19 protein-coding genes and 6 pseudogenes are annotated in these 23,332 nt (G+C 43.8%); 7 read left to right on the forward strand and 18 right to left on the reverse strand.

Annotation, left to right across the window (positions count from 1 at the left end; translation table 11 throughout):
- Position 1 precedes the first annotated feature (1 nt).
- Positions 2-961, forward strand: a complete 960-nt coding sequence (locus CRI63_RS08905; RefSeq protein WP_130215190.1) for a divergent polysaccharide deacetylase family protein — start codon at positions 2-4, stop codon at positions 959-961.
- Here CRI63_RS08905 and waaH read toward each other — a convergent pair.
- The 3 genes and pseudogenes from waaH to kbl form a co-directional block, all read right to left on the reverse strand.
- Positions 948-1,982 carry a UDP-glucuronate:LPS(HepIII) glycosyltransferase gene (gene waaH / locus CRI63_RS08910; protein ID WP_135519259.1) on the reverse strand — a complete coding sequence of 345 codons (1,035 nt, stop codon included), beginning with the start codon at positions 1,980-1,982 and terminating at the stop codon, positions 948-950. The two genes, CRI63_RS08905 and waaH, sit on opposite strands and share 14 nt — an antisense overlap.
- A 238-nt stretch (positions 1,983-2,220) precedes the next feature.
- A complete protein-coding gene (gene tdh / locus CRI63_RS08915; RefSeq protein WP_130206693.1) occupies positions 2,221-3,246 on the reverse strand; it encodes an L-threonine 3-dehydrogenase in 1,026 nt (341 codons plus the stop codon).
- 13 nt (positions 3,247-3,259) lie between these two features.
- Positions 3,260-4,457: pseudogene (kbl, locus tag CRI63_RS08920) on the reverse strand (glycine C-acetyltransferase).
- A 213-nt stretch (positions 4,458-4,670) separates the two neighbouring features.
- Here kbl and rfaD point away from each other — a divergent pair.
- The 4 genes from rfaD (at position 4,671) to CRI63_RS08940 (ending at position 8,738) form a co-directional block, all read left to right on the forward strand.
- Positions 4,671-5,603 (forward strand): ADP-glyceromanno-heptose 6-epimerase, encoded by a 933-nt coding sequence (gene rfaD, locus CRI63_RS08925; protein WP_000587764.1) that lies wholly within the window; start codon positions 4,671-4,673, stop codon positions 5,601-5,603.
- 9 nt (positions 5,604-5,612) lie between these two features.
- Positions 5,613-6,659 carry an ADP-heptose--LPS heptosyltransferase RfaF gene (gene rfaF / locus CRI63_RS08930; RefSeq protein WP_135519262.1) on the forward strand — a complete coding sequence of 349 codons (1,047 nt, stop codon included), beginning with the start codon at positions 5,613-5,615 and terminating at the stop codon, positions 6,657-6,659.
- Between the two features lie 3 nt (positions 6,660-6,662).
- A complete protein-coding gene (gene rfaC / locus CRI63_RS08935) occupies positions 6,663-7,622 on the forward strand; it encodes a lipopolysaccharide heptosyltransferase RfaC (RefSeq protein ID WP_135519265.1) in 960 nt (319 codons plus the stop codon).
- A gap of 162 nt (positions 7,623-7,784) precedes the next feature.
- Entirely contained in the window at positions 7,785-8,738 is a 954-nt protein-coding gene (locus tag CRI63_RS08940) for an O-antigen ligase (protein WP_240782736.1), read from the forward strand.
- On the opposite strand, the gene CRI63_RS24325 is transcribed toward CRI63_RS08940, so the two are convergent.
- From CRI63_RS24325 to rfaQ, 11 genes and pseudogenes are all read right to left on the reverse strand, one after another.
- On the reverse strand, positions 8,719-8,823 hold the full coding sequence (locus CRI63_RS24325) for a hypothetical protein (protein WP_240782737.1): 105 nt from the start codon (positions 8,821-8,823) through the stop codon (positions 8,719-8,721). The genes CRI63_RS08940 and CRI63_RS24325 overlap by 20 nt on opposite strands.
- A gap of 101 nt (positions 8,824-8,924) precedes the next feature.
- The gene (locus tag CRI63_RS08945) at positions 8,925-9,998 is read right to left on the reverse strand and encodes a glycosyltransferase family 9 protein (protein WP_130258367.1); all 1,074 of its coding nucleotides are present in this window, start codon (positions 9,996-9,998) and stop codon (positions 8,925-8,927) included.
- Between the two features lie 32 nt (positions 9,999-10,030).
- Positions 10,031-10,883 (reverse strand): annotated as a pseudogene (gene waaZ / locus CRI63_RS08950) (3-deoxy-D-manno-oct-2-ulosonate III transferase WaaZ).
- A 73-nt stretch (positions 10,884-10,956) separates the two neighbouring features.
- A pseudogene (gene rfaY, locus CRI63_RS08955) lies at positions 10,957-11,656 on the reverse strand (lipopolysaccharide core heptose(II) kinase RfaY).
- 17 nt (positions 11,657-11,673) lie between these two features.
- A complete protein-coding gene (gene rfaJ / locus CRI63_RS08960) occupies positions 11,674-12,690 on the reverse strand; it encodes a lipopolysaccharide 1,2-glucosyltransferase RfaJ (protein WP_135403699.1) in 1,017 nt (338 codons plus the stop codon).
- Positions 12,691-12,729: 39 nt separating this feature from the next.
- On the reverse strand, positions 12,730-13,749 hold the full coding sequence (waaO, locus tag CRI63_RS08965) for a lipopolysaccharide 3-alpha-galactosyltransferase (protein WP_135519271.1): 1,020 nt from the start codon (positions 13,747-13,749) through the stop codon (positions 12,730-12,732).
- A pseudogene (gene waaB / locus CRI63_RS08970) lies at positions 13,749-14,829 on the reverse strand (lipopolysaccharide 1,6-galactosyltransferase). The gene waaO and the pseudogene waaB overlap by 1 nt, the downstream one beginning before the upstream one ends.
- Positions 14,830-14,872: 43 nt before the next feature.
- Positions 14,873-15,807: pseudogene (rfaS, locus tag CRI63_RS08975) on the reverse strand (LPS core biosynthesis protein RfaS).
- A 37-nt stretch (positions 15,808-15,844) separates the two neighbouring features.
- Positions 15,845-16,642, reverse strand: coding sequence for a lipopolysaccharide core heptose(I) kinase RfaP (gene rfaP, locus CRI63_RS08980; RefSeq protein ID WP_130222434.1), 798 nt, complete (start codon positions 16,640-16,642; stop codon positions 15,845-15,847).
- A complete protein-coding gene (gene rfaG / locus CRI63_RS08985; protein ID WP_130258375.1) occupies positions 16,635-17,759 on the reverse strand; it encodes a lipopolysaccharide glucosyltransferase I in 1,125 nt (374 codons plus the stop codon). Before rfaG ends, rfaP begins: the two co-directional genes overlap by 8 nt.
- Positions 17,756-18,827: pseudogene (gene rfaQ, locus CRI63_RS08990) on the reverse strand (lipopolysaccharide core heptosyltransferase RfaQ). The gene rfaG and the pseudogene rfaQ overlap by 4 nt, the downstream one beginning before the upstream one ends.
- 404 nt (positions 18,828-19,231) lie before the next feature.
- Here rfaQ and waaA point away from each other — a divergent pair.
- Both waaA and coaD read left to right on the forward strand, forming a co-directional pair.
- On the forward strand, positions 19,232-20,509 hold the full coding sequence (waaA, locus tag CRI63_RS08995) for a lipid IV(A) 3-deoxy-D-manno-octulosonic acid transferase (protein WP_130215160.1): 1,278 nt from the start codon (positions 19,232-19,234) through the stop codon (positions 20,507-20,509).
- A gap of 7 nt (positions 20,510-20,516) precedes the next feature.
- Positions 20,517-20,996, forward strand: coding sequence for a pantetheine-phosphate adenylyltransferase (gene coaD, locus CRI63_RS09000; protein WP_001171866.1), 480 nt, complete (start codon positions 20,517-20,519; stop codon positions 20,994-20,996).
- Positions 20,997-21,034: 38 nt separating this feature from the next.
- Here coaD and mutM read toward each other — a convergent pair whose 3' ends face one another.
- The 4 genes from mutM to radC form a co-directional block, all read right to left on the reverse strand.
- Positions 21,035-21,844: a bifunctional DNA-formamidopyrimidine glycosylase/DNA-(apurinic or apyrimidinic site) lyase gene (mutM, locus tag CRI63_RS09005; RefSeq protein WP_130222440.1), complete on the reverse strand. Its 810-nt coding sequence runs from the start codon at positions 21,842-21,844 to the stop codon at positions 21,035-21,037.
- 97 nt (positions 21,845-21,941) lie between these two features.
- Positions 21,942-22,109, reverse strand: coding sequence for a 50S ribosomal protein L33 (gene rpmG / locus CRI63_RS09010; RefSeq protein ID WP_001051798.1), 168 nt, complete (start codon positions 22,107-22,109; stop codon positions 21,942-21,944).
- Between the two features lie 20 nt (positions 22,110-22,129).
- A complete protein-coding gene (gene rpmB / locus CRI63_RS09015; RefSeq protein ID WP_000091955.1) occupies positions 22,130-22,366 on the reverse strand; it encodes a 50S ribosomal protein L28 in 237 nt (78 codons plus the stop codon).
- 216 nt (positions 22,367-22,582) lie between these two features.
- Complete coding sequence (gene radC, locus CRI63_RS09020) at positions 22,583-23,251, reverse strand: DNA repair protein RadC (RefSeq protein WP_135403705.1); 669 nt, start codon at positions 23,249-23,251, stop codon at positions 22,583-22,585.
- Positions 23,252-23,332: the final 81 nt, after the last annotated feature.

A 23,332-nucleotide genomic window follows, 5' to 3' on the forward strand; every position in this document is an offset into this window, starting at 1 on the left:
TTTGTTTCCATTTCGTCGTAACGTTCTTGCATTTGCCGCGCTGTTGGCGCTCTCCTCCCCCGTAATTGCTGGCAAACTAGCCATCGTCATTGATGATTTTGGTTATCGCCCGCACAACGAAAACCAGGTGCTGGCAATGCCCTCCGCGATCTCCGTCGCCGTGTTACCCGATTCACCGCACGCCAGAGAGATGGCGACCAAAGCGCATAACAGCGGTCACGAAGTGTTGATCCATCTGCCAATGGCACCGTTGAGTAAACAGCCGCTGGAGAAAAACACGCTGCGCCCGGAGATGAGCAGCGACGAAATTGAGCGCATTATTCGTAGTGCGGTCAATAACGTGCCCTATGCCGTGGGAATCAACAACCACATGGGCAGCAAAATGACCTCTAACCTGTTTGGTATGCAGAAAGTGATGCAGGCGCTGGCGCGTTACAATCTTTACTTCCTCGACAGCGTAACCATCGGTAATACCCAGGCGATGCGCGCCGCACAAGGCACTGGCGTGAAGGTTATTAAACGGAAGGTGTTCCTCGACGATTCGCAAAATGAAGCGGATATTCGTGTACAGTTTAATCGTGCAATTGACCTGGCGCGTCGCAACGGTTCGACCATCGCCATTGGTCATCCACATCCCTCAACGGTACGCGTATTGCAACAAATGGTTTATAACCTGCCGCCAGACATTACGCTGGTGAAAGCCAGCAGCTTGCTGAATGAACCACAGGTCGATACATCTACACCGCCGAAAAATACTGTGCCCGACGCACCGCGTAATCCGTTCCGTGGCGTGAAGCTGTGTAAACCGAAAAAACCGCTGGAGCCAGTTTATGCAAATCGCTTCTTTGAAGTATTAAGCGAAAGCATCAGCCAGAGCACGCTGATCGTTTACTTTCAACATCAGTGGCAAGGCTGGGGCAAACAGCCCGAAGCGGCGAAGTTTAACGCTAGCGCAAATTAAAGGCGCTACGCGTAATGCGATGGTGCGATCGTGTTTTGTCGCGCCATTGCCATAAGCGGAAAGACCACAGTAATGCCTGATAACCCACCTTTACGCTGCGGACATTAGTAATCAGGCGCTTATACATGCCGGAAGTAAATATCTCAGCAATCATCCGTTGGCGGATAATAATATCTGGCTCTTTGCGTACCGCATGGCAAACACGCAATGCTTCGTAAGTTATTTGCTGATGAAATTCCGGATAAATTGTAATTTTGTCGGCATAATTTCGATTTAATTTCTCCAGCAGGCGGGTAATCTTAATATAGTGACGTTGATAATTAAGGTTTTTATTCCCTTGTCTATTCAACCGACTCACTGACGTATTATGCAGATAATATTTATATAACGATTGCTCGGTATATCGCGCACGCAGCGCGTTAAACATAAATTCTGTTGTCCAGACAATATCCTGATGATGTAATCCGGTAATAAATTTAATGTTATTTTTTACAATAACATCGCGGCGATAAACACCCATCCAGACAACGTGAGTCCAGCGGCGAGAAGAAAGTCCCATCCGCAGCCAGTCCGGGCCGGTTAATACGCCGGTTGAGCGTATGCGATCGGTGGGAATGGATTGCCAGGTTTCCCCCGTTTCACGAAAACACCAGTCAGCGTTGCACTGCGCCACGTCGAGATCGTCCTCTAACGCCATGGTCATCAGCGTTTCATACATGGTGGGATAGACTTCATCATCAGCATCGACAAAAGCAACATATTTGCCCGTCGCTGCCTCGATCCCGCGATTACGCGCCACCGATGCGCCAGCATTCGCCTGATGCAGCAAGCGAACATGTGGATGTTTTTCTGCGTAATGCTTTGCTATTTCAACAGAATTATCCGTTGATCCATCGTTAATAATAATAATTTCCAGAGCAGTCCAGGTTTGCGCAATTAAAGATTCCATGCAAGCGTTGAAATCATCTCCCGCATTATATAACGGGATAATAACACTTAGTTTATAGGTGCTGTTCATCATAAATTACCGACGACCTCTGAAGTTACCCTAACGTTGTACAGGCTTTGTATTAAGAAACCATTAAGCTTGTGAAATATTATTTTTACGGGTGAGAAAGTCACTTCAGGCTAGAGAGATAATGAAAGCAGCAATATAAGATAACAGCGCAATTACGATATCTTTATTACACTGACAGGATTTTACATATTTAACGGATTATCCTCAGGAGAAAGGGCTGGAATACCAGCCCTTGTTCGTGTTAATCCCAGCTCAGAATAACTTTCCCGGACTGGCCAGAACGCATGGCATCAAAGCCTTTCTGGAAATCGTCGATGGAGAAACGATGGGTAATGATTGGCGAGAGATCCAGACCAGACTGAATCAGCGCCGCCATCTTGTACCAGGTTTCAAACATCTCACGACCGTAAATACCTTTAATGAACAGGCCTTTAAAGATCACTTTTGTCCAGTCGATAGACATATCAGACGGCGGGATACCCAGCATCGCAATACGACCACCGTGATTCATGGTGTCCAGCATCGTGCGAAACGCTGACGGCGCACCAGACATCTCCAGACCAACATCAAAGCCTTCAGTCATGCCCAGTTCTGCCATCACGTCATTGAGGTTTTCTTTGGCGACGTTAACCGCACGAGTGATGCCCATTTTGCGCGCCAGCCCCAGACGGTATTCGTTAACATCAGTGATCACCACGTTGCGTGCACCAACGTGTTTCGCTACCGCCGCGGCCATAATACCAATTGGGCCTGCACCAGAAACCAGCACATCCTCGCCGACCAGATCAAACGATAGCGCCGTATGCACCGCATTTCCGAACGGGTCAAAAATTGCGGCTAAGTCATCGGAAATATTGTCGGGGATTTTGAAGGCGTTGAACGCCGGGATCACCAGATATTCGGCGAAGCAGCCCGGACGGTTAACGCCGACGCCGATCGTGTTGCGGCACAGATGGGTACGACCGCCACGACAGTTGCGACAGTGACCGCAGGTGATATGGCCTTCGCCAGAAACGCGATCGCCGATCTTGAAGCCTTTCACTTCCTGACCGATGCCAACCACCTCACCGACATATTCATGGCCTACAACCATCGGTACTGGGATGGTTTTTTGCGACCACTCATCCCAGTTATAGATGTGAACGTCAGTCCCGCAGATGGCTGTTTTACGGATTTTAATCAGCAGATCGTTATGTCCGAGTTCCGGTTCAGGAACGTCGGTCATCCAGATGCCCTCTTCCGCTTTCAGTTTGGATAACGCTTTCATCTCACATCCTCACTCAGGCGATTACGCCCAGTTGTTTACCAATACGCGTGAACGCTTCTACCGCACGCGTAATTTGCTCAGGGGTATGCGCCGCAGACATCTGGGTACGAATACGCGCCTGACCTTTCGGAACGACCGGATAGAAGAAACCGGTGACGTAAATGCCCTCTTTTTGCAGCTCACGAGCAAATTTCTGCGCCACTACCGCATCGCCAAGCATGACCGGAATAATGGCGTGATCGGCTCCCGCCAGGGTAAAGCCCGCTGCCGACATTTGCTCACGGAACTGACGCGCGTTCGCCCACAGACGGTCACGCAGCTCGCTACCCGCTTCGACCATCTCCAGCACTTTGATGGATGCGGCAACAATGGCCGGTGCCAGCGAGTTGGAGAACAGATACGGACGAGAACGCTGGCGCAGCCACTCAACCACTTCTTTGCGCGCCGCGGTATAACCACCAGAACGCCCCGCCCAGCGCTTTACCAAGCGTACCGGTGATAATATCGACCCGGCCCATCACATCGCAGTATTCATGGGAACCACGACCATTTTCACCGACAAAACCGACCGCGTGGGAGTCGTCTACCATCACCAGGGCATCGTATTTATCTGCCAGATCGCAAACGCCTTTCAGGTTGGCAATCACGCCGTCCATCGAGAACACACCATCGGTGGCAATCAGCACATGACGCGCACCGGCTTCACGCGCTTCTTTCAGACGTGCTTCCAGCTCCTGCATATCGTTGTTGGCATAGCGATAGCGTTTAGCTTTACACAGACGCACACCATCAATAATAGACGCGTGGTTCAGTGCGTCGGAGATAATGGCGTCTTCCGCGCCCAGCAGCGTTTCAAACAGGCCACCGTTAGCATCAAAGCAGGAAGAGTAGAGAATCGCATCTTCCATCCCCAGGAATGCCGCCAGTTTTTGTTCAAGCTCTTTATGGCTGTCCTGAGTGCCGCAAATAAAACGCACCGAAGCCATGCCGAAACCGTGAGAATCCATTCCCGCCTTTGCCGCCGCAATCAGATCCGGATGATTCGCCAGTCCGAGATAGTTATTGGCACAAAAGTTTATGACGTGACTTCCATCAGCCACAGTGATGTCTGCTTGCTGCGCAGACGTAATAATGCGTTCTTCTTTAAACAACCCTTCCGCCCTTGCGGTTTCCAGATCGTTAGTTAACTGCTGATAAAATTCTCCACGCATTGCGATTCTCCAGACAGGGCAATTTCCAGCACATATTACCCAAACTTATAGTTCGCGACGAGATGACGCGTTAACACTTCTGTAAAATTTAGAATAAATAACGTCCATCCCCCTCACTTTCGGCGAATGGCTGAAGCCAACGCCGTGTAGTGATATGATAGAAGTATTCGTGTCTGAGATTGTCTCTGACTCCATAATTCGAAGGTTACAGTTATGATCATCGTTACCGGCGGCGCGGGCTTTATCGGCAGCAACATCGTTAAGGCCCTGAATGATAAAGGCATCACCGATATTCTGGTGGTGGACAACCTGAAAGACGGCACCAAGTTTGTGAACCTGGTGGACCTGAACATCGCGGACTATATGGATAAGGAAGACTTCCTGATCCAGATTATGGCGGGCGAAGAGTTCGGCGATGTCGAAGCGATTTTCCACGAAGGTGCGTGCTCTTCCACTACCGAGTGGGACGGCAAGTATATGATGGATAACAACTATCAATACTCCAAAGAGCTGCTGCACTACTGTCTGGAGCGCGAAATCCCGTTCCTGTACGCCTCTTCCGCAGCCACTTACGGCGGTCGCACCTCCGACTTTATTGAATCCCGCGAGTACGAAAAACCGTTGAACGTCTACGGTTACTCAAAATTCCTGTTTGATGAATATGTTCGTCAAATCCTGCCTGAAGCGAACTCGCAGATTGTTGGATTCCGTTATTTCAACGTTTATGGACCGCGTGAAGGCCATAAAGGCAGCATGGCGAGCGTCGCTTTCCATCTCAACACCCAGCTTAACAACGGTGAGTCTCCGAAACTGTTCGAAGGTAGCGAGAACTTTAAACGCGACTTCGTCTACGTGGGCGACGTGGCTGATGTGAATCTGTGGTTCCTGGAAAATGGCGTTTCCGGCATCTTCAACCTCGGCACCGGTCGTGCGGAATCCTTCCAGGCAGTAGCAGATGCTACGCTTGCTTATCACAAGAAAGGCCAAATCGAATACATTCCGTTCCCGGATAAACTGAAAGGCCGCTACCAGGCGTTTACTCAGGCAGATCTGACTAATCTGCGCGCTGCGGGTTACGACAAACCGTTCAAAACCGTTGCTGAAGGTGTAACGGAATACATGGCCTGGCTGAATCGCGACGCATAAGAGCTCTGCATGAAAATACTGGTGATCGGCCCGTCTTGGGTTGGCGACATGATGATGTCGCAAAGTCTCTATCGCACGCTCCAGGCGCGCTATCCCCAGGCGATAATCGACGTGATGGCACCGGCATGGTGCCGTCCATTATTATCGCGGATGCCGGAAGTTAACGAAGCTATCCCTATGCCTCTCGGTCACGGGGCGCTGGAAATCGGCGAACGCCGCAAACTGGGTCATAGTCTGCGTGAAAAGCGCTACGACCGCGCCTACGTCTTACCCAACTCCTTCAAATCCGCATTAGTGCCTTTCTTCGCGGGTATTCCTCATCGCACCGGCTGGCGCGGCGAGATGCGCTACGGTTTACTCAACGATGTACGTGTGCTCGATAAAGAAGCCTGGCCGCTAATGGTGGAACGCTATGTGGCGCTGGCCTATGACAAAGGCGTGATGCGTACCGCACAAGATCTACCAAAACCGTTGTTATGGCCGCAATTGCAAGTGAGCGAAGGTGAAAAATCATATACCTGTAATCAATTTTCGCTTTCATCAGAACGTCCGATGATTGGCTTTTGTCCGGGCGCGGAGTTTGGCCCGGCGAAACGCTGGCCACACTACCACTATGCAGAGCTGGCAAAGCAGCTGATTGATGAAGGTTATCAGGTGGTTCTGTTTGGCTCGGCGAAAGATCATGAGGCGGGCAATGAGATTCTTGCCGCTTTGAATACCGAGCAGCAGGCATGGTGTCGGAACCTGGCGGGGGAAACACAGCTTGAGCAGGCAGTCATTTTGATTGCCGCCTGTAAAGCCATTGTCACGAACGATTCTGGCCTGATGCACGTTGCTGCGGCGCTCAATCGTCCACTGGTTGCTCTGTATGGGCCGAGCAGTCCGGACTTTACGCCGCCGCTTTCCCATAAAGCGCGCGTGATCCGCCTGATTACCGGCTATCACAAAGTGCGTAAAGGTGACACTGCAGAGGGTTATCACCAGAGCTTGATCGACATTACTCCCCAGCGCGTACTGGAAGAACTCAACGCGCTATTGTTACAAGAGGAAGCCTGACGGATGCGGGTATTGATCGTTAAAACATCGTCGATGGGCGATGTTCTCCATACGCTGCCCGCACTCACCGATGCCCAGCAGGCAATCCCGGGGATTAAGTTTGATTGGGTGGTGGAAGAGGGATTCGCACAGATTCCTTCCTGGCACGCCGCCGTTGAGCGGGTTATTCCGGTGGCGATACGTCGCTGGCGCAAAGCCTGGTTCTCGGCCCCCATAAAAGCGGAACGGAAAGCGTTTCGTGAAGCCCTTCAGGCAGAAAACTATGACGCAATTATCGACGCCCAAGGGCTGGTAAAAAGCGCAGCGCTGGTGACACGTTTAGCACATGGCGTTAAGCATGGAATGGACTGGCAAACCGCTCGCGAGCCTTTAGCCAGCCTGTTTTACAATCGCAAACATCATATTGCGAAACAGCAGCATGCCGTAGAACGTACCCGTGAACTGTTCGCAAAAAGCCTTGGGTATAGCAAACCGCAGGCCCAGGGCGATTATGCTATTGCGCAGCATTTCCTGACAAATCCTCTACCGGATGCTGGGGAGTATGCTGTATTCCTTCATGCGACCACCCGCGATGATAAACACTGGCCGGAAGAGCACTGGCGAGAATTAATTGGTTTACTGGCAGGTTCAGGGATTCGAATTAAACTACCGTGGGGAGCGCCGCATGAAGAAGAGCGGGCAAAAAGGCTGGCGGAAGGCTTTGATTATGTCGACGTACTGCCGAAGATGACTCTGGAAGGCGTTGCCCGTGTGCTGACTGGAGCTAAATTTGTTGTGTCGGTCGATACAGGATTAAGCCATTTAACTGCGGCACTCGATAAACCCAATATCACAGTTTATGGGCCTACAGACCCTGGATTAATTGGCGGTTATGGGAAGAATCAGGTAGTTTGCATGGCACCGGGGAAAAGTTTAATTAATCTCAACGGTCAAGCAGTTTTGGAAAAATTATCATCATTATAAAGGTAAAACATGCCAACCTTCATTAAACTTCATTCATGGAAACCTTACACTCTGAAATCATCTATGATTTTAGAGATAATGACTTATATATTATGTTTTTTTTCATTGATAATTGCATTCGTCGATAACACTTTCAGCATAAAGATATATAACATCACTGCTATGGCTAGCTTATTATCACTAATTTTACGTGGCAGACAAGGAAATTATCATATAAAAAACCTTATTCTTCCACTTTCTATATTTTTTATAGGATTGCTTGATTTAATTTGGTATTCTGTGTTTAAAGTAGACAACTCTCCATTTCGTGCTACTTACCACAGTTATTTAAACACTGCCAAAATATTTATATTTGGATCTTTTATTGTTTTTTTGGCACTAACTAGCCAGCTAAAAACAAAAAAAGAAAGTGTGTTATACATTTTATATTCCCTGTCATTTATAATTGCTGCATATGCAATTTATATTAATAGCATTCATGAATATGACCGCATTTCTTTTGGTATAGGAGCGGCAACAGGAGCGGCATATTCAACAATGCTAATAGGGATAGTTAGTGGTGTTGCAATTCTTTATACTAAAAAAAACCATCCTTTTTTATTTTTATTAAATAGTTGTGCGGTACTTTATGTTCTGGCACTGACACAAACCAGAGCAACTCTACTCCTTTTCCCTGTAATTTGTGCTGTTGCACTAATTACATATTACAACAAATCCCCCAAAAAATTCACTTCCGCTATCGTTCTACTAATTGCCATATTGGCCAGTGTTGTAATTATATTTAATAAACCAATTCAATATCGCTATAACGAAGCATTAAATGATTTAAACAGTTATACCAATGCTAATAGCGTGACTTCTTTAGGTGCAAGACTGGCAATGTACGAAATTGGTTTTGATTTATTCAAAGAATCGCCTTTTTCATTTAGATCTGCAGAGTCGCGCGCTGAAAGTATGAATTTGTTAGTCGCAGAAAACAATAGACTAAGAGGAGCATTGGATTTTGCTAACGTACACCTACATAATGAGATAATTGAAGCAGGGTCACTGAAAGGTCTGATGGGGATTTTTTCCACCCTTTTCCTCTATTTTTTCACTATTTTATACAGCATATAAAAAAACGCGCATTGGGTTTGTTGATATTAACGCTTGGCATTGTGGGGATTGGACTCAGTGATGTGATCATATGGGCACGCAGCATTCCAATTATCGTTATATCCGCGATAGTCCTCTTACTCGTTATTAATAATCGTAACAATACTATTAATCAAGAATAGACAAGTTTAAGAAGTGAGTTAAAACTCACTTCTTATCTATACAACTTAATCTCTTTACTGAATCAGTTAAAGTTTCAGTATCGATATCTTTTATCGTAAATGTTGGGGATACTATTTGTATAGATTGATGATTATTCGGTGCCCAAATTAAATGTGAGGGATATTCCGGAGTACGTGAATTAGGATAAAATGCAAGCGTTGGTTTATGATAAGCCGCAGCGATATGAACAAGAGCTGTATCAACAGAAATGACAAAATCACTATACCGGGTCAAAGCAACAGTATAAATAAACTCGTCAAATGGTAGTGTTTCAATTTCAGGTATTGGTATTGTCAATAAATCTTGCGGTAACCCGGTAAATATCACTCGATAATTTTCAAACTGTGCTTTCACTTCTTGATATATAATTTTTATTTGCTCAAACGTAAGTCGGCATATTTTTTTTGCACCTAATGGGTTAATGATGACTATTCTTGTATTTCCAATAAAATCTTTTATTTTATTTTCAACATCTACAGGTAAATGCAAGTCGTAGTCGGTGGAAAATTCACCCTCACCATAAATATGCTTCAGGATTTCTGTTGCTCGTGTACTCATATGTTCTTTTAAACATTCATCGTGGGGATGGTAAAATGAATAGTAACGCTTATACCATTGATCAAAACCCAGAATGTAAGAATCTTTTAAACTTGATAATATTAAACTATGCTTAAATGAGGGCATTGTTTCAAAGGGGTCTAATACAATATCGAACTGTAAATCCCGCAGATGCTTACATAGAGTAAGCATTTTAAGGGAACCCGTAGATTCTTTGATACAGAACTCAAATATATTTTTATTATTAGAGAGAAACTCCCCACCCTTTCTATTTGTGAGAATGGTTATTTTAACTCCTTTACTATAAAGCTCACGATAAATCGAACTTAATACAATTAGATCACCGAGTTTATTATTATCATGAATGATTAGGCATGATTTAATTTGTGCTGGTTCTGTAACTTGGTCATTGATTTTCTTACGAAATAAAAAAGAAAGGAAATTAATTTTGATTTTGTTTATATAAAATCTTTTCTTTTTGTGAAAAGTTCCTAAACGCATTTTTATACCATATTATTTTAGTTTCAGGATGACTAATTAGCATAAGAATCAGTTGAAGCTTTATATTGCATTTTTTTTCTTGTCTTATCCTTTGACTCTTCTGTACTGATATCTTGAAGTTTAATAAATGGAATTACATCGTAAGAAATAGCCGTATCATCCGACAAATTATAAATATTAATATCATCTATATTATCACGCATAAAACGGAAAAATGGCAAAATTTTAAATAAATCTCTACTCAATTCCGAAGGCATAGGATTCTTATTTTCATCATAGAAACGCGAACAACTACCAGTTAAATCAAGACCAGAACAAATAATTCGTGCATACTTAAGTGAATATGCTATTTGAATTGCAGCAAAAGCAATAGTATGGCATGAGCAATAACCAAGACTAATGTCCTTGCAAAATCCGACCAGACGACCTTTTTTTAGACAACGGTACAGAGATCAGCAGTTCTTTGTGAATCTGGCTCAAAATATTAAATTTAATCTTCTTTATCAAACCGCCTTTTTCTCGGCGGTAAAAGGATCGTAATACGAGGCAGTTCTGGAGGATATATAGTTTATCTTCTTTGGAAGCGTGTTCATAAACGTCAACGTTTACTATGGTATAACGACTTCTCTGGCTAAATTTATAAAAATCATCACGACGCTGATGTAAAAAGCGGACATCTGTAAGTACATAAATGAAAGGAACGATATTATGACTTAACAAATATTGCGCAGAACCATTGACAGCAATAATATCCTTTGTTCGTAATGCTGACAAAGGTGTTTTTTGCGATGTAGGGCCAGAAAGAAAAATAATAACATCATCAGATGTTCTATTTTCAATCAGGTTTTCAACATCTTTTTTGTCAATGTATCTAATATTCTTCATGATAAACCTGTGAAATAAATAACTCCGCTTAAAACTGTCCGGGTGAAGACACGTAATTGTGGGTATTTCTATTTTAGCGCGCTGGTTTCCCTTTCAAACGCCGCATAAAATTGCGCATTTTTTTTACGATATACTAAAAGATAATAGCCTAGATCTTTAATCTCATTTTTAATACCGTAATGACGCTCTAAGTCAATACGATCTTTCGCTTTACGCTGCGCTGAAGCACGTTTTCCGGAGAGATCAATAATTCGAACCTCACCATTTTTTATAATGAAGTTACCACGATGGGGGTCGCCAGAAACCATGCCATGTTGATGTAAGGAATTAATTGATTGCTGAATTTTATTTTTTAGCACATCATCAATATCAGGCATATCACACAACTCTATGCCATCAATATACTCGATGATCATGATATAAGTATGGACAAATCGTAAGGTTTTCCGTTCAGCCAATAAATAAAAATCATTGAGTGTATTTAACCCTTCATTTCGTACTTTTTGGGTTTGCTCAAAAAGGCGTTCGTAATAATCACCTTTTAACAGAGACTTAAAGAAACGTTCGTTACGCTTAACTTTCGGAGAAAAAACCTTAAGAATCAATTTACCGTAATCGGTATCAATAAGCATAACTTTTGTATCATCAATAGAACGAAAAACCTTGATGATATTTATATTATAAGACAAGAAGTCATTTAATACATTGAGATACTTTGAATTGTTTTCATCGGTAAAAACAACCAAGTCTTTGATCTTGCTCTTCTGAATCATAATAAACCAGTTAAATGTTATTTACGGTAATATTTTCGGCCAAGATAACAGACTCCTGCTATAATTCCTGAGATATATTTATGCTGCACTAAAAGATGTTTATATCGTTTTTTAAATTCAATAATTGATTTTGCATCTCGCGGAGAGTCATCTTTCCACGGTGAATTTTCTAAAGCTATTTTATAGTATTTTACCGATGGATAAATTGCCCATTTGTGCCACGGTTTAGTTGCACCTGTATAATGAATAAGCAGAGTACTTTCTGTAATCAGCTTTTTATAGTTTTGATGTGTTTTGTCTTTTAATTCACTTTTAATTGTATAAATTGTATTATACTCACGAGGCAAAAATATTGTCATCCCTTTCAGTAAGATATTCATAACATCCTGATCAGGGTATTTATAAACATTATCTTTACTCATAAGAATAGACAACGCTTTTTCTGTTAGTTTTGCGTCAGCCCATTTTTTTAAGTCTAAATAAACGACGCCGGAATTAAAGTACTGCCCAAGTAATTCAGGATCGGACAACCTGGATACCGCCTTTTCCTGCATTGGCTCAACATCTTTAACAACAGCAGCGACCGCTCCGTTTAAATCCAGATGCAATAGTTGGCTAATATCGCCTTTACAAACAACATCTGCATCAAGATAAAGCAAACGATCAAGCGTTAAACCCAATAATTGAAATGCAAATAAACGGAAGTACATTGCTCTTGACCAGACCTGTGTACAAGGCAAGCACTGGAGCTTATCAGTGTTAATTCTATATAACGTGATTCTTAATTGGTATTGCTCTGCAAGCTTTGCGACTTTTTGAAAAAAACCATCATTATAAACGTCAGCAATAATATAAAAATCAAGATTAATATGTCGATTGTTTAGGACAATTGATGTGATGGAAACACCTACACCATCAAGATAATTAGCATCGACACCATAGGCAACATTTAAACATTCAGAAGTATTTATATTAACTAGCCGATAATCCCAGGCTTTAACTTTATCTATCTCTATGGCAGGAAATGCGTCCACAATGCTACCCTTATATCATTACTTTATAGTTTCCCAGTTTTAATGCTTTATCTTTTCAATAAAATAAAAAAGATAATTGCTAAATCCTTTTAGATATCTATGCTTTTTAAGCATATGTTTTGCGCTATATCTTAATTGATTGCTATTGTTCGGTTTCAGCAACGCCGTACTCTTCCATGGCGAAGCATTTTTTGCCTCCATAAAGGCTTGTGATACAGGATAATCCCAGGCCCAATCATGCCAGGGCTTGGTTGGACCGATATAGTGGATAAAAATAGTATCGTTGGTTACTGGGTTTGTAAAACTTTCTTTGAGTTGATAGTTTAAGCTAAACTGGGTGTTATATTTTATATCAGCAAAAATAAGTCTGTCTGCCAGCAACATATTTAATACATCCTGATCAGGATGTGTTATTTTTTTGACTATTTCTGGATCATTTAGCATTGCAATGGCTCGTGCAGAAACCTGCTGAGCAGCCCATTGGTCAGTATTAATCAATAAAAAACCGGAGTTAAAGTAACCTTTAGCAATTCCCGCAACACCTAACGAATGTGCGCGTTTTTCCCACCAGTCAGTTTGCCCTTCTGTAACAACCATTGCGACTTTATTGTCAGGAAATGAGAAATTAATTAGTGGCTCAATACTCCCCTGACAAATGATATCTGCATCCAGATAAAGGACTTTAGACGCCTTATTAATAAAGTAATCTGCAATAACAAAGCGAAAATATATTGCATGAGTCCAGTTCTTAGTGCTAGGCAATGAGCGGAGTCGATCAGCATTAATCAGATATATTTTAATTCTGGTTTTATACTGCAGCGCCAGGGCATCAAAATACTTACGATCATCATCACCAAAATAGTCAGTAAAAATATGGAAACACAATCGAATTCCTTCATTATACTTTAATATTGAAGCAATCGAAATTCCGCAACCAAATAGAAAATTTTTGTCAGTTCCATAAGCGATGTCCAGACAAAGATTTTCTGTTTCTACTTTATGATTATAATCAATAACTGAATTAAGAAACTCAGTTTCCTGGAAAAACACCTGCTGCATTATTTCCTCCGGGAAATAGCAGAAATAATTATCTTATGTAATCTATCGTAATACTTCGATTGGTAAAATTTATCGATCGACGCAGGAATTTTTTTCATGTTCGATATAAATTTCACCTGCTATATATTTATTGAGAAGAGATACAAAACCAGCAATATCTCCCGGTTGATACAGATGACCATTAACATCAGGTTGAATAATGTCAGCAGGCCCGGAGACACAATCGGCGCTGATGCAAGGAATTCCCCATGACAAGGCTTCAAGTAGGGTCATTGGGAAACCTTCAAAAGATGACGTGAGCAATAATGCACTCACTTTTTTAATATCTTGCTGGACCAATTCCCAGGGATGTTGTTGCCAACCATACCAGACTATTCGATCATCAATATTTAATTCTCTACCATAAGCCTGGCATTTTTCGAAATCGGAACCATCACCCAATACATGGAGTTTCCAGTTACCTTGCGCTTGTGATAAGCCATCAAGGAGGTCTTTAACCCGCTTCTGGCCCTCGAATTTCATACGCCCAACATAAATGAACGTTGCCGTTTCGCCTTCCTCAGGCGCAGGAATGACTGTGCCTTTAGCTTCGACTGGATTAAAAATAACATTTATCGTCGATTCTGGTACACCCCGATTAATCATTTGCTGTTTAATGCCAGAGCTGATTGCTAAATGATAGTCGGCACAGGTGATATATTCAGCATGTTTTTTGTGATCTAAAGAAAAATGCGGCCATGAAAATACTGGCACATCAATTCCTGATTTTTTACGTGCTTTGGCCGCATACAAACACGAGATAACGTCAATACAAATAACAACATCTGGCTGATAATTCTGAAGCCATTTGCTTAAAGCATGAATATGTTTCGCCCGACGCAAAAAACCTAAGCGAATATTGGAAAATGAACACGAGTACTTAATACCTTCCAGCCATCCCTTATCCATTTTATCATTACGACAAAAGAAAAACATTTCACTTTGGATATGTTGTTGCCTGAAGGTAGTAATAACATCACGAATGACTGTTTCCATGCCGCCAAATCCAGAAACAGCTTCGCCGATAAATGCTATTTTCATTGAAACTCTCATTAATTGAGTAAAACTCACTGTTTTAACGGTTTTATTTTTCTATAAAATCAGAAACAATTGTTGACATCATTTTATCAGGGCTGAATTTATATAAACTATCATAATCCATTGGTTTAACAGATGAGTTAATAAAATACTCTAACTTATCCCAATCATCATGACCTATTATAAAAAAACGAGACTCACTATAGATTTCTGAGCCAAGTATATTTATATTATTAGTAATTAATTTTTTATTGAAAAATAGTGCCTCAAGTATACGAAGAGTCCAGCCAGATTGGTTTTCTTTAGTTATATCAACAATTATATTAGCATTTAATGTTCTTCTAATATTCTCTTCGTACGGTATTTGTTTTTCAATCAAATACTTTGAAGTCGGAGATGATGTTTTATCTTTGACAACATTAAAATCCAGTTTACATCCTAGTGTTGTTAATCTATCGGCTAATTCATTAATTATTTGAAGACGTCCTTTATCACGACCAAGAAAAAAACATATTGGCTGACTGTTATTTTTGTCAGATAAACTATAATTTCTAATTTCATCCATTCCTATAGGAAAAAATTGTTCTATTGCCTTGGTCTTTTCATTCCCTATAAATCTATGCTCAAAATCATAGATAATATCAAAATAATTAGTGTTATCAAAAATAAAATCTTCGTTGACAGTATTTCTTAGAAGTAATAGCTTATGACAATTAATATTTATTAATATTTGCTTGTTAATACCTTTATTAATGACACTGTCATTAAAGATAATTATATCATCCTTTTTTACAGCATTTAGGTGATGTTTGATAAATAATCGTCCCAGCCATGCATTATCCATCCCTAATTTCGAAATTTTCTTATTAACCCAGTTGTATTTTTTGGTGTTGTTATATTTTTTATCTTGTACTTTTTTTTCAGGTACTGGATCATTTTTAATTCATAATCTGCAACCCAGTTTATAAAATAAATAGTCATAATGAAGTTAGTTCCAGTACATACTGATAAATATTTTTTATAATCCTTTACGTTGTGTTCGCTCTTTAATATGCTCGGCCTTAACACTTGCCATGTTCAATAAATTCCGTTCAAGAGATAATATATTACGTAAAGGCATCCCAAAATAAACCTTCATAAATCGCCAGATATCTCTCTGCGTCAGCCCAATATTCATTGATGAGAAATACAAACCAATTAAATCTTTATCCCGCCAACGACGCGGTACTTTTGCCCGTATCTGTGCCCGATGCAGATCGATAACCGAAATTTTTAATTCATCTTCCCGGCCAGTAAATGGCAAATGAAGCAAAAAGTGGCAAATATAACAGTCGCGGTGGTTTATCCCTGCGGCGTGCATTTTACGCACCATGGTTGCCACACGCGCGATCAGCATACGTTTAACACGTATATCTGGAGGATTAACGGCCCAATCAGCACAATAATCTTCAAGGCTAATCGTGGGAGTGAGATCTTCGGTAATAATAAATGATGTGCGAGTTAATGGATTTAACCCTTTTTCACCAAACCCAATGCCCTTCATTGTATCAACGCCAACATCACTCAGGCGATGAATAGCGTGCCACTCTCTGTCTGCGCCTAAAACGGGCATCCGCAATGAGAGCAGGTTTTTTATAATTTCTTTTAAAGTCGTCCCTTTGTGCCATTTGAGGAAATAGCTTTTCCCGGCCAGTTCAAAGCGTAATGTGCGACGCGTCTCGAGTTCACGAAAGACCTCGCCATTTAGTTTTTTGACTTCTGCAAAAGCATCTTTACCACGCCAAAGTGTGGCAAGCGGCTCTTTTAATTCAACCATCTAAACCACCTGTAATGATATCTGCGGCTTTCTCTGGCAGGCTATACAAATCCTGAGTATCGGCATAATGGCGAGCATTCTCCGCCCAGGCCATTCGTAATGGAGACTGAGTTAACGCTTTACGTAAAACTTCATTTAATTGTTCCTGGGAGAAAGGTTCAGCAATGACCGTTCCACAATTGGCATCTGCAATATAATGCGCATACCCACATACTGCAGTTGTTAAAACAGGTAATCCAGCAGTGATCGCTTCAAGAAGAACGATACCCGCGGCTTCCTGATAAGCGGGATGCAGTAATAAATCAGCGGCTGCCATTAATTCTGACACATCATTGCGGCCAGAGAAGAAATGCACATTGCTCCGCACGCCGAGTTTTTCTGCCAACGCTTCAAATTTCCGCGGTTTATCCTGACCAACAACAAATAAAAGCGTATTGTGACGTAATGATTCCGGTAACGATGCCAAAGCCTCAATTGAGCGATCCACACCTTTACGGCCAAAATCTGATCCAACCTGCAGTAATAAGTTTTGTTGCTCTTTTATGCCATTTTTCTGGCGATAAATTTCACGACTGTTTGGGATTTGCTCGCTGTATTTTCTGTCCGGATAAATACCGGGAGGAAGAATTTGAAAACGTTCAGATTCAGTTTGATAATGCTTCTGGAAATCGGCGATTTGCTTATCGGTCAGCATCATAAGTTTCGTCGATTTACCCTGCTCGAAAGTCGCTCGCTCAAATGCGGCATAATGGCGATATCGTGATGTTAAACGATATAAAAAACCTTTTTCTTGCGCAACTTTCTCGGCGTAACAAACATCAGCGGCAAAATAAACATCCAACCCTGGCATCTTATTAAACCCAACAACGCGATCAGCGGGATGCGCTTTGAGATGATTTTGTACCCAGGCATAATATTCTGCATTGCGTCCATGGTTGGTATGGGACTTAACTGGCACCTGAATAAGCTCAAATGCTTTCGGGCAATCACCTTCCCACGACTGCGTATAGATCCGAACATGGTGGCCCCGTGCGGCAACTGTTGATGCAATGCGCATAAAGTCACGTTGAAGCCCACCAAATGGAAAATATTTATATAAACAAAACGCCACGATCATAATTGTGCATTCCTGTCAGCTGAAGGGACAGCTTCTGGCAACAGCTTTTCCGTAGCGGCGATCACATCTTCCGCTGGAATAACAGAAAGATATTTTTTGTTGCGGTCAAGTTCATGCCGGGTCGGCATTTTCTGATAATTCCCCGCCCAGAACTGAATAATATTCTCGGTCCATGGGCGCCAGAATACATGATCAGTGGCCCCAAATAGGCTAATAACTGGCGTCTTCACCGCCGCCGCAATATGCCCCGGCGCAGAATCCACGCCAATAAAAAGCACAGCATGATCAATTAATGCGCCTAGTTCAGGAAAACGTGTTTTACCTGCAAGGCCAGTAATGGGTTTCGTTTCGCAACCTCGTGCAATCTCATCTACACAAGCGAGATCATCTGCCGAAGGCCCACAGGTCAGGACAACCTGATACCCTCGCTGTTGCAGCGCATCGATAACCTTAGAAAATTTATCGTTATCCCAGCACTTAAATATCTGACGCGCTGTCGGTTGGATGACAACATAATGATCTTTTACGCCCAGGGCATCTAACTCCTGGCGCATCTTCTTCCAGCAATCTTCGGCGTAACTCATTGTTGTGTCGGTGTAGAAATCGGTAATACCTAATGGCTCAAGGACCGATAAATTACGCTCAACAATATGTGTGCCGTGTATTGGCGCTAAGTGTGTTGAAGCTTTTTTTCCAAATGCCATGCTGCCGATGACCATAAAGTTGCGATATTTTCATCCGTGCGGGTAAAAAACGTACCAGCAGCGCCACCATCCACTGATCCGTAAGATTAATGACCAAGTCATAATTATTCGCACGCAGAGTTTTTATCAACGAAAGCACATTTTTAATTTTATCGAATGTTCCCGCACCTTTATTGCTTATCCCGTAGAGCGCATTAATTTCCGGGTTTTCAGACAAAATAGGGATGGTATCCTGATAAAGCAGCATATCGATTTTTGCATCAGGATAATTCTGCTTGAGCGTACTGATGACAGGAGTAGTTAATAACATATCTCCATGATATCGCATCTTTATGACCAGGATTTTTCGAAATGGCTTTTCCACTAGCGACTCTTTTGTGTGATTGTCTGGTTAAGTTAAGCAGAAAAAAGCACGCTACCGCCCCAGGCTCAACAGCTACCTGAATACTGATAACGCACTTACTTGACGTGCTAGTGTATCATTTCTTTCGCAGCAATCCGACCCGAATGATTTTTATACACAAAATATGTTTTAATCATATAAATCAAATAGATAATAAACAGCATGTCGATAATGTCGGTACGGCCAATGTAGAGTTGAAAATGGGGCCGAGTTTCAATGATTCGCATAAAAATACAAAAAAAATGAAGATGTAGCGGCAGATCAGACCAAACTGAAGCTATTTAAGTCAAAAACGGGAAAAGTAATGGTAAAGCCACCGTTAAATACATAGAATCCCCAGCACATCCATAAGTCAGCTATTTATTATGCTCGAATTGCTTTACACCGCCCTTCTCTACCTTATTCAGCCGCTAATCTGGATACGGCTCTGGGTGCGCGGACGTAAGGCTCCGGCCTATCGAAAACGCTGGGGTGAACGTTACGGTTTTTACCGCCATCCGCTAACACCAGGCGGCATTATGCTGCACTCCGTCTCCGTCGGTGAAACCCTGGCGGCAATCCCGTTGGTGCGCGCGCTGCGTCATCGCTATCCTGATTTACCAATCACAGTCACGACTATGACGCCGACTGGTTCGGAGCGCGTACAATCGGCTTTTGGAAAAGATGTTCAGCACGTCTATCTGCCTTACGATCTGCCCGATGCGCTCAACCGTTTCCTGAATAAAGTCGACCCAAAACTGGTGTTGATTATGGAAACCGAACTATGGCCTAACCTGATTGCGGCGCTACATAAACGTAAAATTCCACTGGTTATCGCTAATGCGCGACTCTCTGCACGCTCTGCCGCAGGTTACGCCAAACTGGGTAAATTTGTTCGTCGCTTGCTCCGCCGTATAACACTGATTGCTGCGCAAAATGAAGAAGATGCTGCGCGCTTTGTGACGCTAGGTGCAAAAAATAATCAGGTCACCGTCACCGGTAGCCTGAAATTCGATATTTCAGTGACGCCGCAGTTGGCCGCTAAAGCAGTAACACTGCGCCGCCAGTGGGCGCCGCATCGTCCGGTATGGATTGCAACCAGTACTCATGATGGCGAAGAGAGCGTAGTGATTGCCGCCCATCAGGCGCTGTTACAACAGTTCCCGAATTTATTGCTCATCCTGGTACCCCGTCATCCGGAACGCTTCCCGGATGCGATTAACCTTGTCCGCCAGGCTGGACTAAGCTATATCACACGCTCTTCCGGAGAGGTCCCTTCCGCCAGTACACAAGTGGTGGTTGGCGATACGATGGGCGAACTGATGTTGCTGTACGGTATTGCCGATCTCGCGTTTGTTGGCGGTTCACTGGTTGAACGCGGTGGGCATAATCCGCTGGAGGCCGCCGCACACGCTATCCCGGTGTTGATGGGGCCGCATACCTTTAACTTTAAAGACATTTGCGCGCGGCTGGAGCAGGCAAGCGGGCTGATTACCGTCACCGATGCCACTACGCTTGCAAAAGAGGTTTCCTCTTTACTCACCGACGCCGATTACCGTAGTTTCTATGGCCGTCATGCCGTTGAAGTGCTGTATCAAAACCAGGGCGCGCTACAGCGTCTGCTTCAACTGCTGGAACCTTACCTGCCACCGAAAACGCATTGAGGTTGTTATGCAAAAACGGGCGATTTATCCGGGTACTTTCGATCCCATTACCAATGGTCATATCGATATCGTGACGCGCGCCACGCAGATGTTCGATCACGTTATTCTGGCGATTGCCGCCAGCCCCAGTAAAAAACCGATGTTTACTCTGGAAGAACGTGTGGCACTGGCACAACAGGCAACTGCGCATCTGGGAAACGTTGAAGTGGTCGGATTTAGCGATTTGATGGCAAACTTCGCCCGCAATCAACACGCCACTGTGCTGATTCGTGGTCTGCGTGCGGTGGCAGATTTTGAATATGAAATGCAGCTGGCGCATATGAATCGCCACTTAATGCCAGAACTGGAAAGTGTGTTTCTGATGCCTTCAAAAGAGTGGTCGTTTATCTCTTCATCGCTGGTTAAAGAAGTGGCGCGCCATCAGGGCGATGTCACCCATTTCCTGCCGGAGAATGTCCATCAGGCGCTGATGGCGAAGTTAGCGTAGCGTTTATGCCGGATGGTATGCCATCCGGCAAGCATCAATTATTTCTGGCAGTGCTTGCAATAAAACGTTGCCCGCTGCGCATGTTTAGACGCCACAATCGGCGTACCGCACACCCGACACGGCTCGCCTTTTCGCCCGTAAACCTGCAATTCCTGCGCGAAATAGCCCGGTTTACCGTCGCTTTGCAGAAAATCTTTCAGCGTTGTACCGCCCTGCTCAATCGAACGCAGTAACACCGCTTTAATCACCCGAGCTAACAATTCACATTCTGCCAGCGACAGTGATGACGCCAGCCGATCCGGATGGATCCCCGCCGCAAACAGAGATTCGCTGGCATAGATATTCCCTACGCCTACCACCAGTTTGTTATCCATCAGCCACGGTTTAATCGCCGTTTTTTTCTTCGCGCACTTCTGATGCAGGTACTCACCGTTGAAATCGTCGCTAAGCGGCTCCGGCCCAAGATGTGCCAGCACATTGTGGCCTTCCAGCTCTTTGGTCCACAGCCAGGCACCAAAGCGACGCGGATCGGTGTAGCGCAGCACTTTGCCGTTGCTCATCACCAAATCAACATGGTCATGCTTTTCGGGGGGAAGCTCTTCTGGAAGGATGCGCAGGCTGCCAGACATCCCCAAATGAATGATAATCCAGCCCTCAGGCAGCTCCAGCAGCAGATATTTAGCACGGCGCTGTACACTTAGCACTGGTTGATCGCTTAAACGGTAGATTTCTTCCGAAACCGGCCAGCGCAAGCGTCCGTTGCGCACCACCGCATGAAGAATGGTTGCACCAACGAGATGCGGTTCTATGCCGCGACGGCTGGTTTCAACTTCGGGTAATTCAGGCATAGCATCTCCAGGAATGAACAGATGCAGTCAATATGGGGGCAGGCAGATAACAAAAAACCCCGCCGTAGCGAGGTTTTTCGTTACATCAAAGCGAAAATTATTTGATTTTCGCTTCTTTGTAGATCACGTGCTGGCGAACAACTGGATCGAACTTTTTCAGTTCCAGTTTTTCCGGCTTAGTACGTTTGTTCTTCGTAGTGGTATAGAAGTGACCAGTACCAGCAGAAGAAACCAGCTTGATTTTCTCACGAATACCTTTAGCCATGATTTATTTCCTCTAAGTACTTAGTACTTTTCGCCACGGGCACGCAGTTCAGCCAGAACTGTATCAATGCCTTTTTTATCGATTACACGCATACCTTTAGCAGATACGCGCAGGGTGACAAAACGCTTCTCGCTCTCAACCCAGAAACGGTGAGAGTGCAGGTTCGGCAGGAAACGGCGTTTAGTCGCGTTCAGTGCGTGGGAACGGTTGTTACCGGTCACCGGACGCTTGCCAGTAACTTGGCAGACTCGGGACATGTCTATTCTCCAAAAATCAAATTAGCTCGAGCTTCGTATGGGGTATTGGCGCCTCGTCAGGCTTTACAGCCCGGTCATCGCAGTTCTATGTGAACTCTCGATTGCCAGGCCCAAATGCCAAACCCGAGATTCTCAAAGGTGGCGTAGTATACGCTGACTCGGCGATGTGCTCAAGTCCCGAACAGACAAAGATCCCGAAGGATCGCGCATAGCGGATTAAATCCAGCCGCGTTCGGCAAAAGAAACATATTCTCCACGCCCAATCACGATATGGTCGAGCACGCGTAAATCCATGAACTGACAACTTTTTATTATCCGTTCGGTAATGAGTTTATCCGCTTTACTGGGTTCAGCACAACCAGAAGGGTGATTATGGGCAAGGATCAGCGCCGAGGCGTTTATTTTTATCGCTTCACGAATAATTTCTCGTGGATGGACTTCCACATGATTTAACGTGCCGGAAAAGAGTCGGCTGTGAGTAAGGACCCGGTGTTGGGAATCGAGAAAGATCACCATAAAGATCTCTCGTTCCTCTCCCGTAAGTTGGCTTTGTAAAAACTCCCTCGTCATCTCCGGGCTGAGCAACGGGCTTTCTTCGCGCATCCGCACGTTGTAGTAACGCCGCGCCAGTTCCGCAACTCCCTTTAACTGGGCGAATTTCGCCACACCAATTCCATGAACGCCACTAAATTGTTCATATTCAGAGGATAACAAGCCGTATAGCGACCCAAAATTCTCCAGCATCTCTTTCGCCAGGGTTAACACATCCTTACCGCGCGTCCCCGTACGCAGAAATAACGCCAGCAGTTCAACATCCGTTAACGCGCCAATGCCCAACTTCAGCATTTTTTCGCGCGGCATCAACAATTCTACCTTGTTTTTCACCTTCACCTCCTTTGTGGAGGGCGCATGCTGTCATAGTCGTTTGGTTAAATCGACGGCCAGTTTTCAATCCTGGAAAGCGCC

The sequence above is a fragment of the Escherichia sp. E2661 genome (assembly GCF_004745185.1).
In the GTDB taxonomy this organism is placed as follows: Bacteria; Pseudomonadota; Gammaproteobacteria; order Enterobacterales; family Enterobacteriaceae; genus Escherichia.

Bases quoted from the DNA above. Each gene is read 5' to 3' on its own strand.
- mutM (WP_130222440.1), bottom strand. From the start codon at position 21,844: ATGCCTGAATTACCCGAAGTTGAAACCAGCCGTCGCGGCATAGAACCG.
- rfaP (WP_130222434.1), bottom strand. From the start codon at position 16,642: ATGGTTGAATTAAAAGAGCCGCTTGCCACACTTTGGCGTGGTAAAGAT.
- waaO (WP_135519271.1), bottom strand. From the start codon at position 13,749: ATGCAGCAGGTGTTTTTCCAGGAAACTGAGTTTCTTAATTCAGTTATT.
- CRI63_RS08945 (WP_130258367.1), bottom strand. From the start codon at position 9,998: ATGCGTTTAGGAACTTTTCACAAAAAGAAAAGATTTTATATAAACAAA.
- tdh (WP_130206693.1), bottom strand. From the start codon at position 3,246: ATGAAAGCGTTATCCAAACTGAAAGCGGAAGAGGGCATCTGGATGACC.
- rfaD (WP_000587764.1), top strand. From the start codon at position 4,671: ATGATCATCGTTACCGGCGGCGCGGGCTTTATCGGCAGCAACATCGTT.
- coaD (WP_001171866.1), top strand. From the start codon at position 20,517: ATGCAAAAACGGGCGATTTATCCGGGTACTTTCGATCCCATTACCAAT.
- rpmG (WP_001051798.1), bottom strand. From the start codon at position 22,109: ATGGCTAAAGGTATTCGTGAGAAAATCAAGCTGGTTTCTTCTGCTGGT.
- waaH (WP_135519259.1), bottom strand. From the start codon at position 1,982: ATGATGAACAGCACCTATAAACTAAGTGTTATTATCCCGTTATATAAT.
- waaA (WP_130215160.1), top strand. From the start codon at position 19,232: ATGCTCGAATTGCTTTACACCGCCCTTCTCTACCTTATTCAGCCGCTA.
- rfaF (WP_135519262.1), top strand. From the start codon at position 5,613: ATGAAAATACTGGTGATCGGCCCGTCTTGGGTTGGCGACATGATGATG.
- CRI63_RS08940 (WP_240782736.1), top strand. From the start codon at position 7,785: ATGGCTAGCTTATTATCACTAATTTTACGTGGCAGACAAGGAAATTAT.
- rfaC (WP_135519265.1), top strand. From the start codon at position 6,663: ATGCGGGTATTGATCGTTAAAACATCGTCGATGGGCGATGTTCTCCAT.
- CRI63_RS24325 (WP_240782737.1), bottom strand. From the start codon at position 8,823: ATGCTGCGTGCCCATATGATCACATCACTGAGTCCAATCCCCACAATG.
- rpmB (WP_000091955.1), bottom strand. From the start codon at position 22,366: ATGTCCCGAGTCTGCCAAGTTACTGGCAAGCGTCCGGTGACCGGTAAC.
- rfaG (WP_130258375.1), bottom strand. From the start codon at position 17,759: ATGATCGTGGCGTTTTGTTTATATAAATATTTTCCATTTGGTGGGCTT.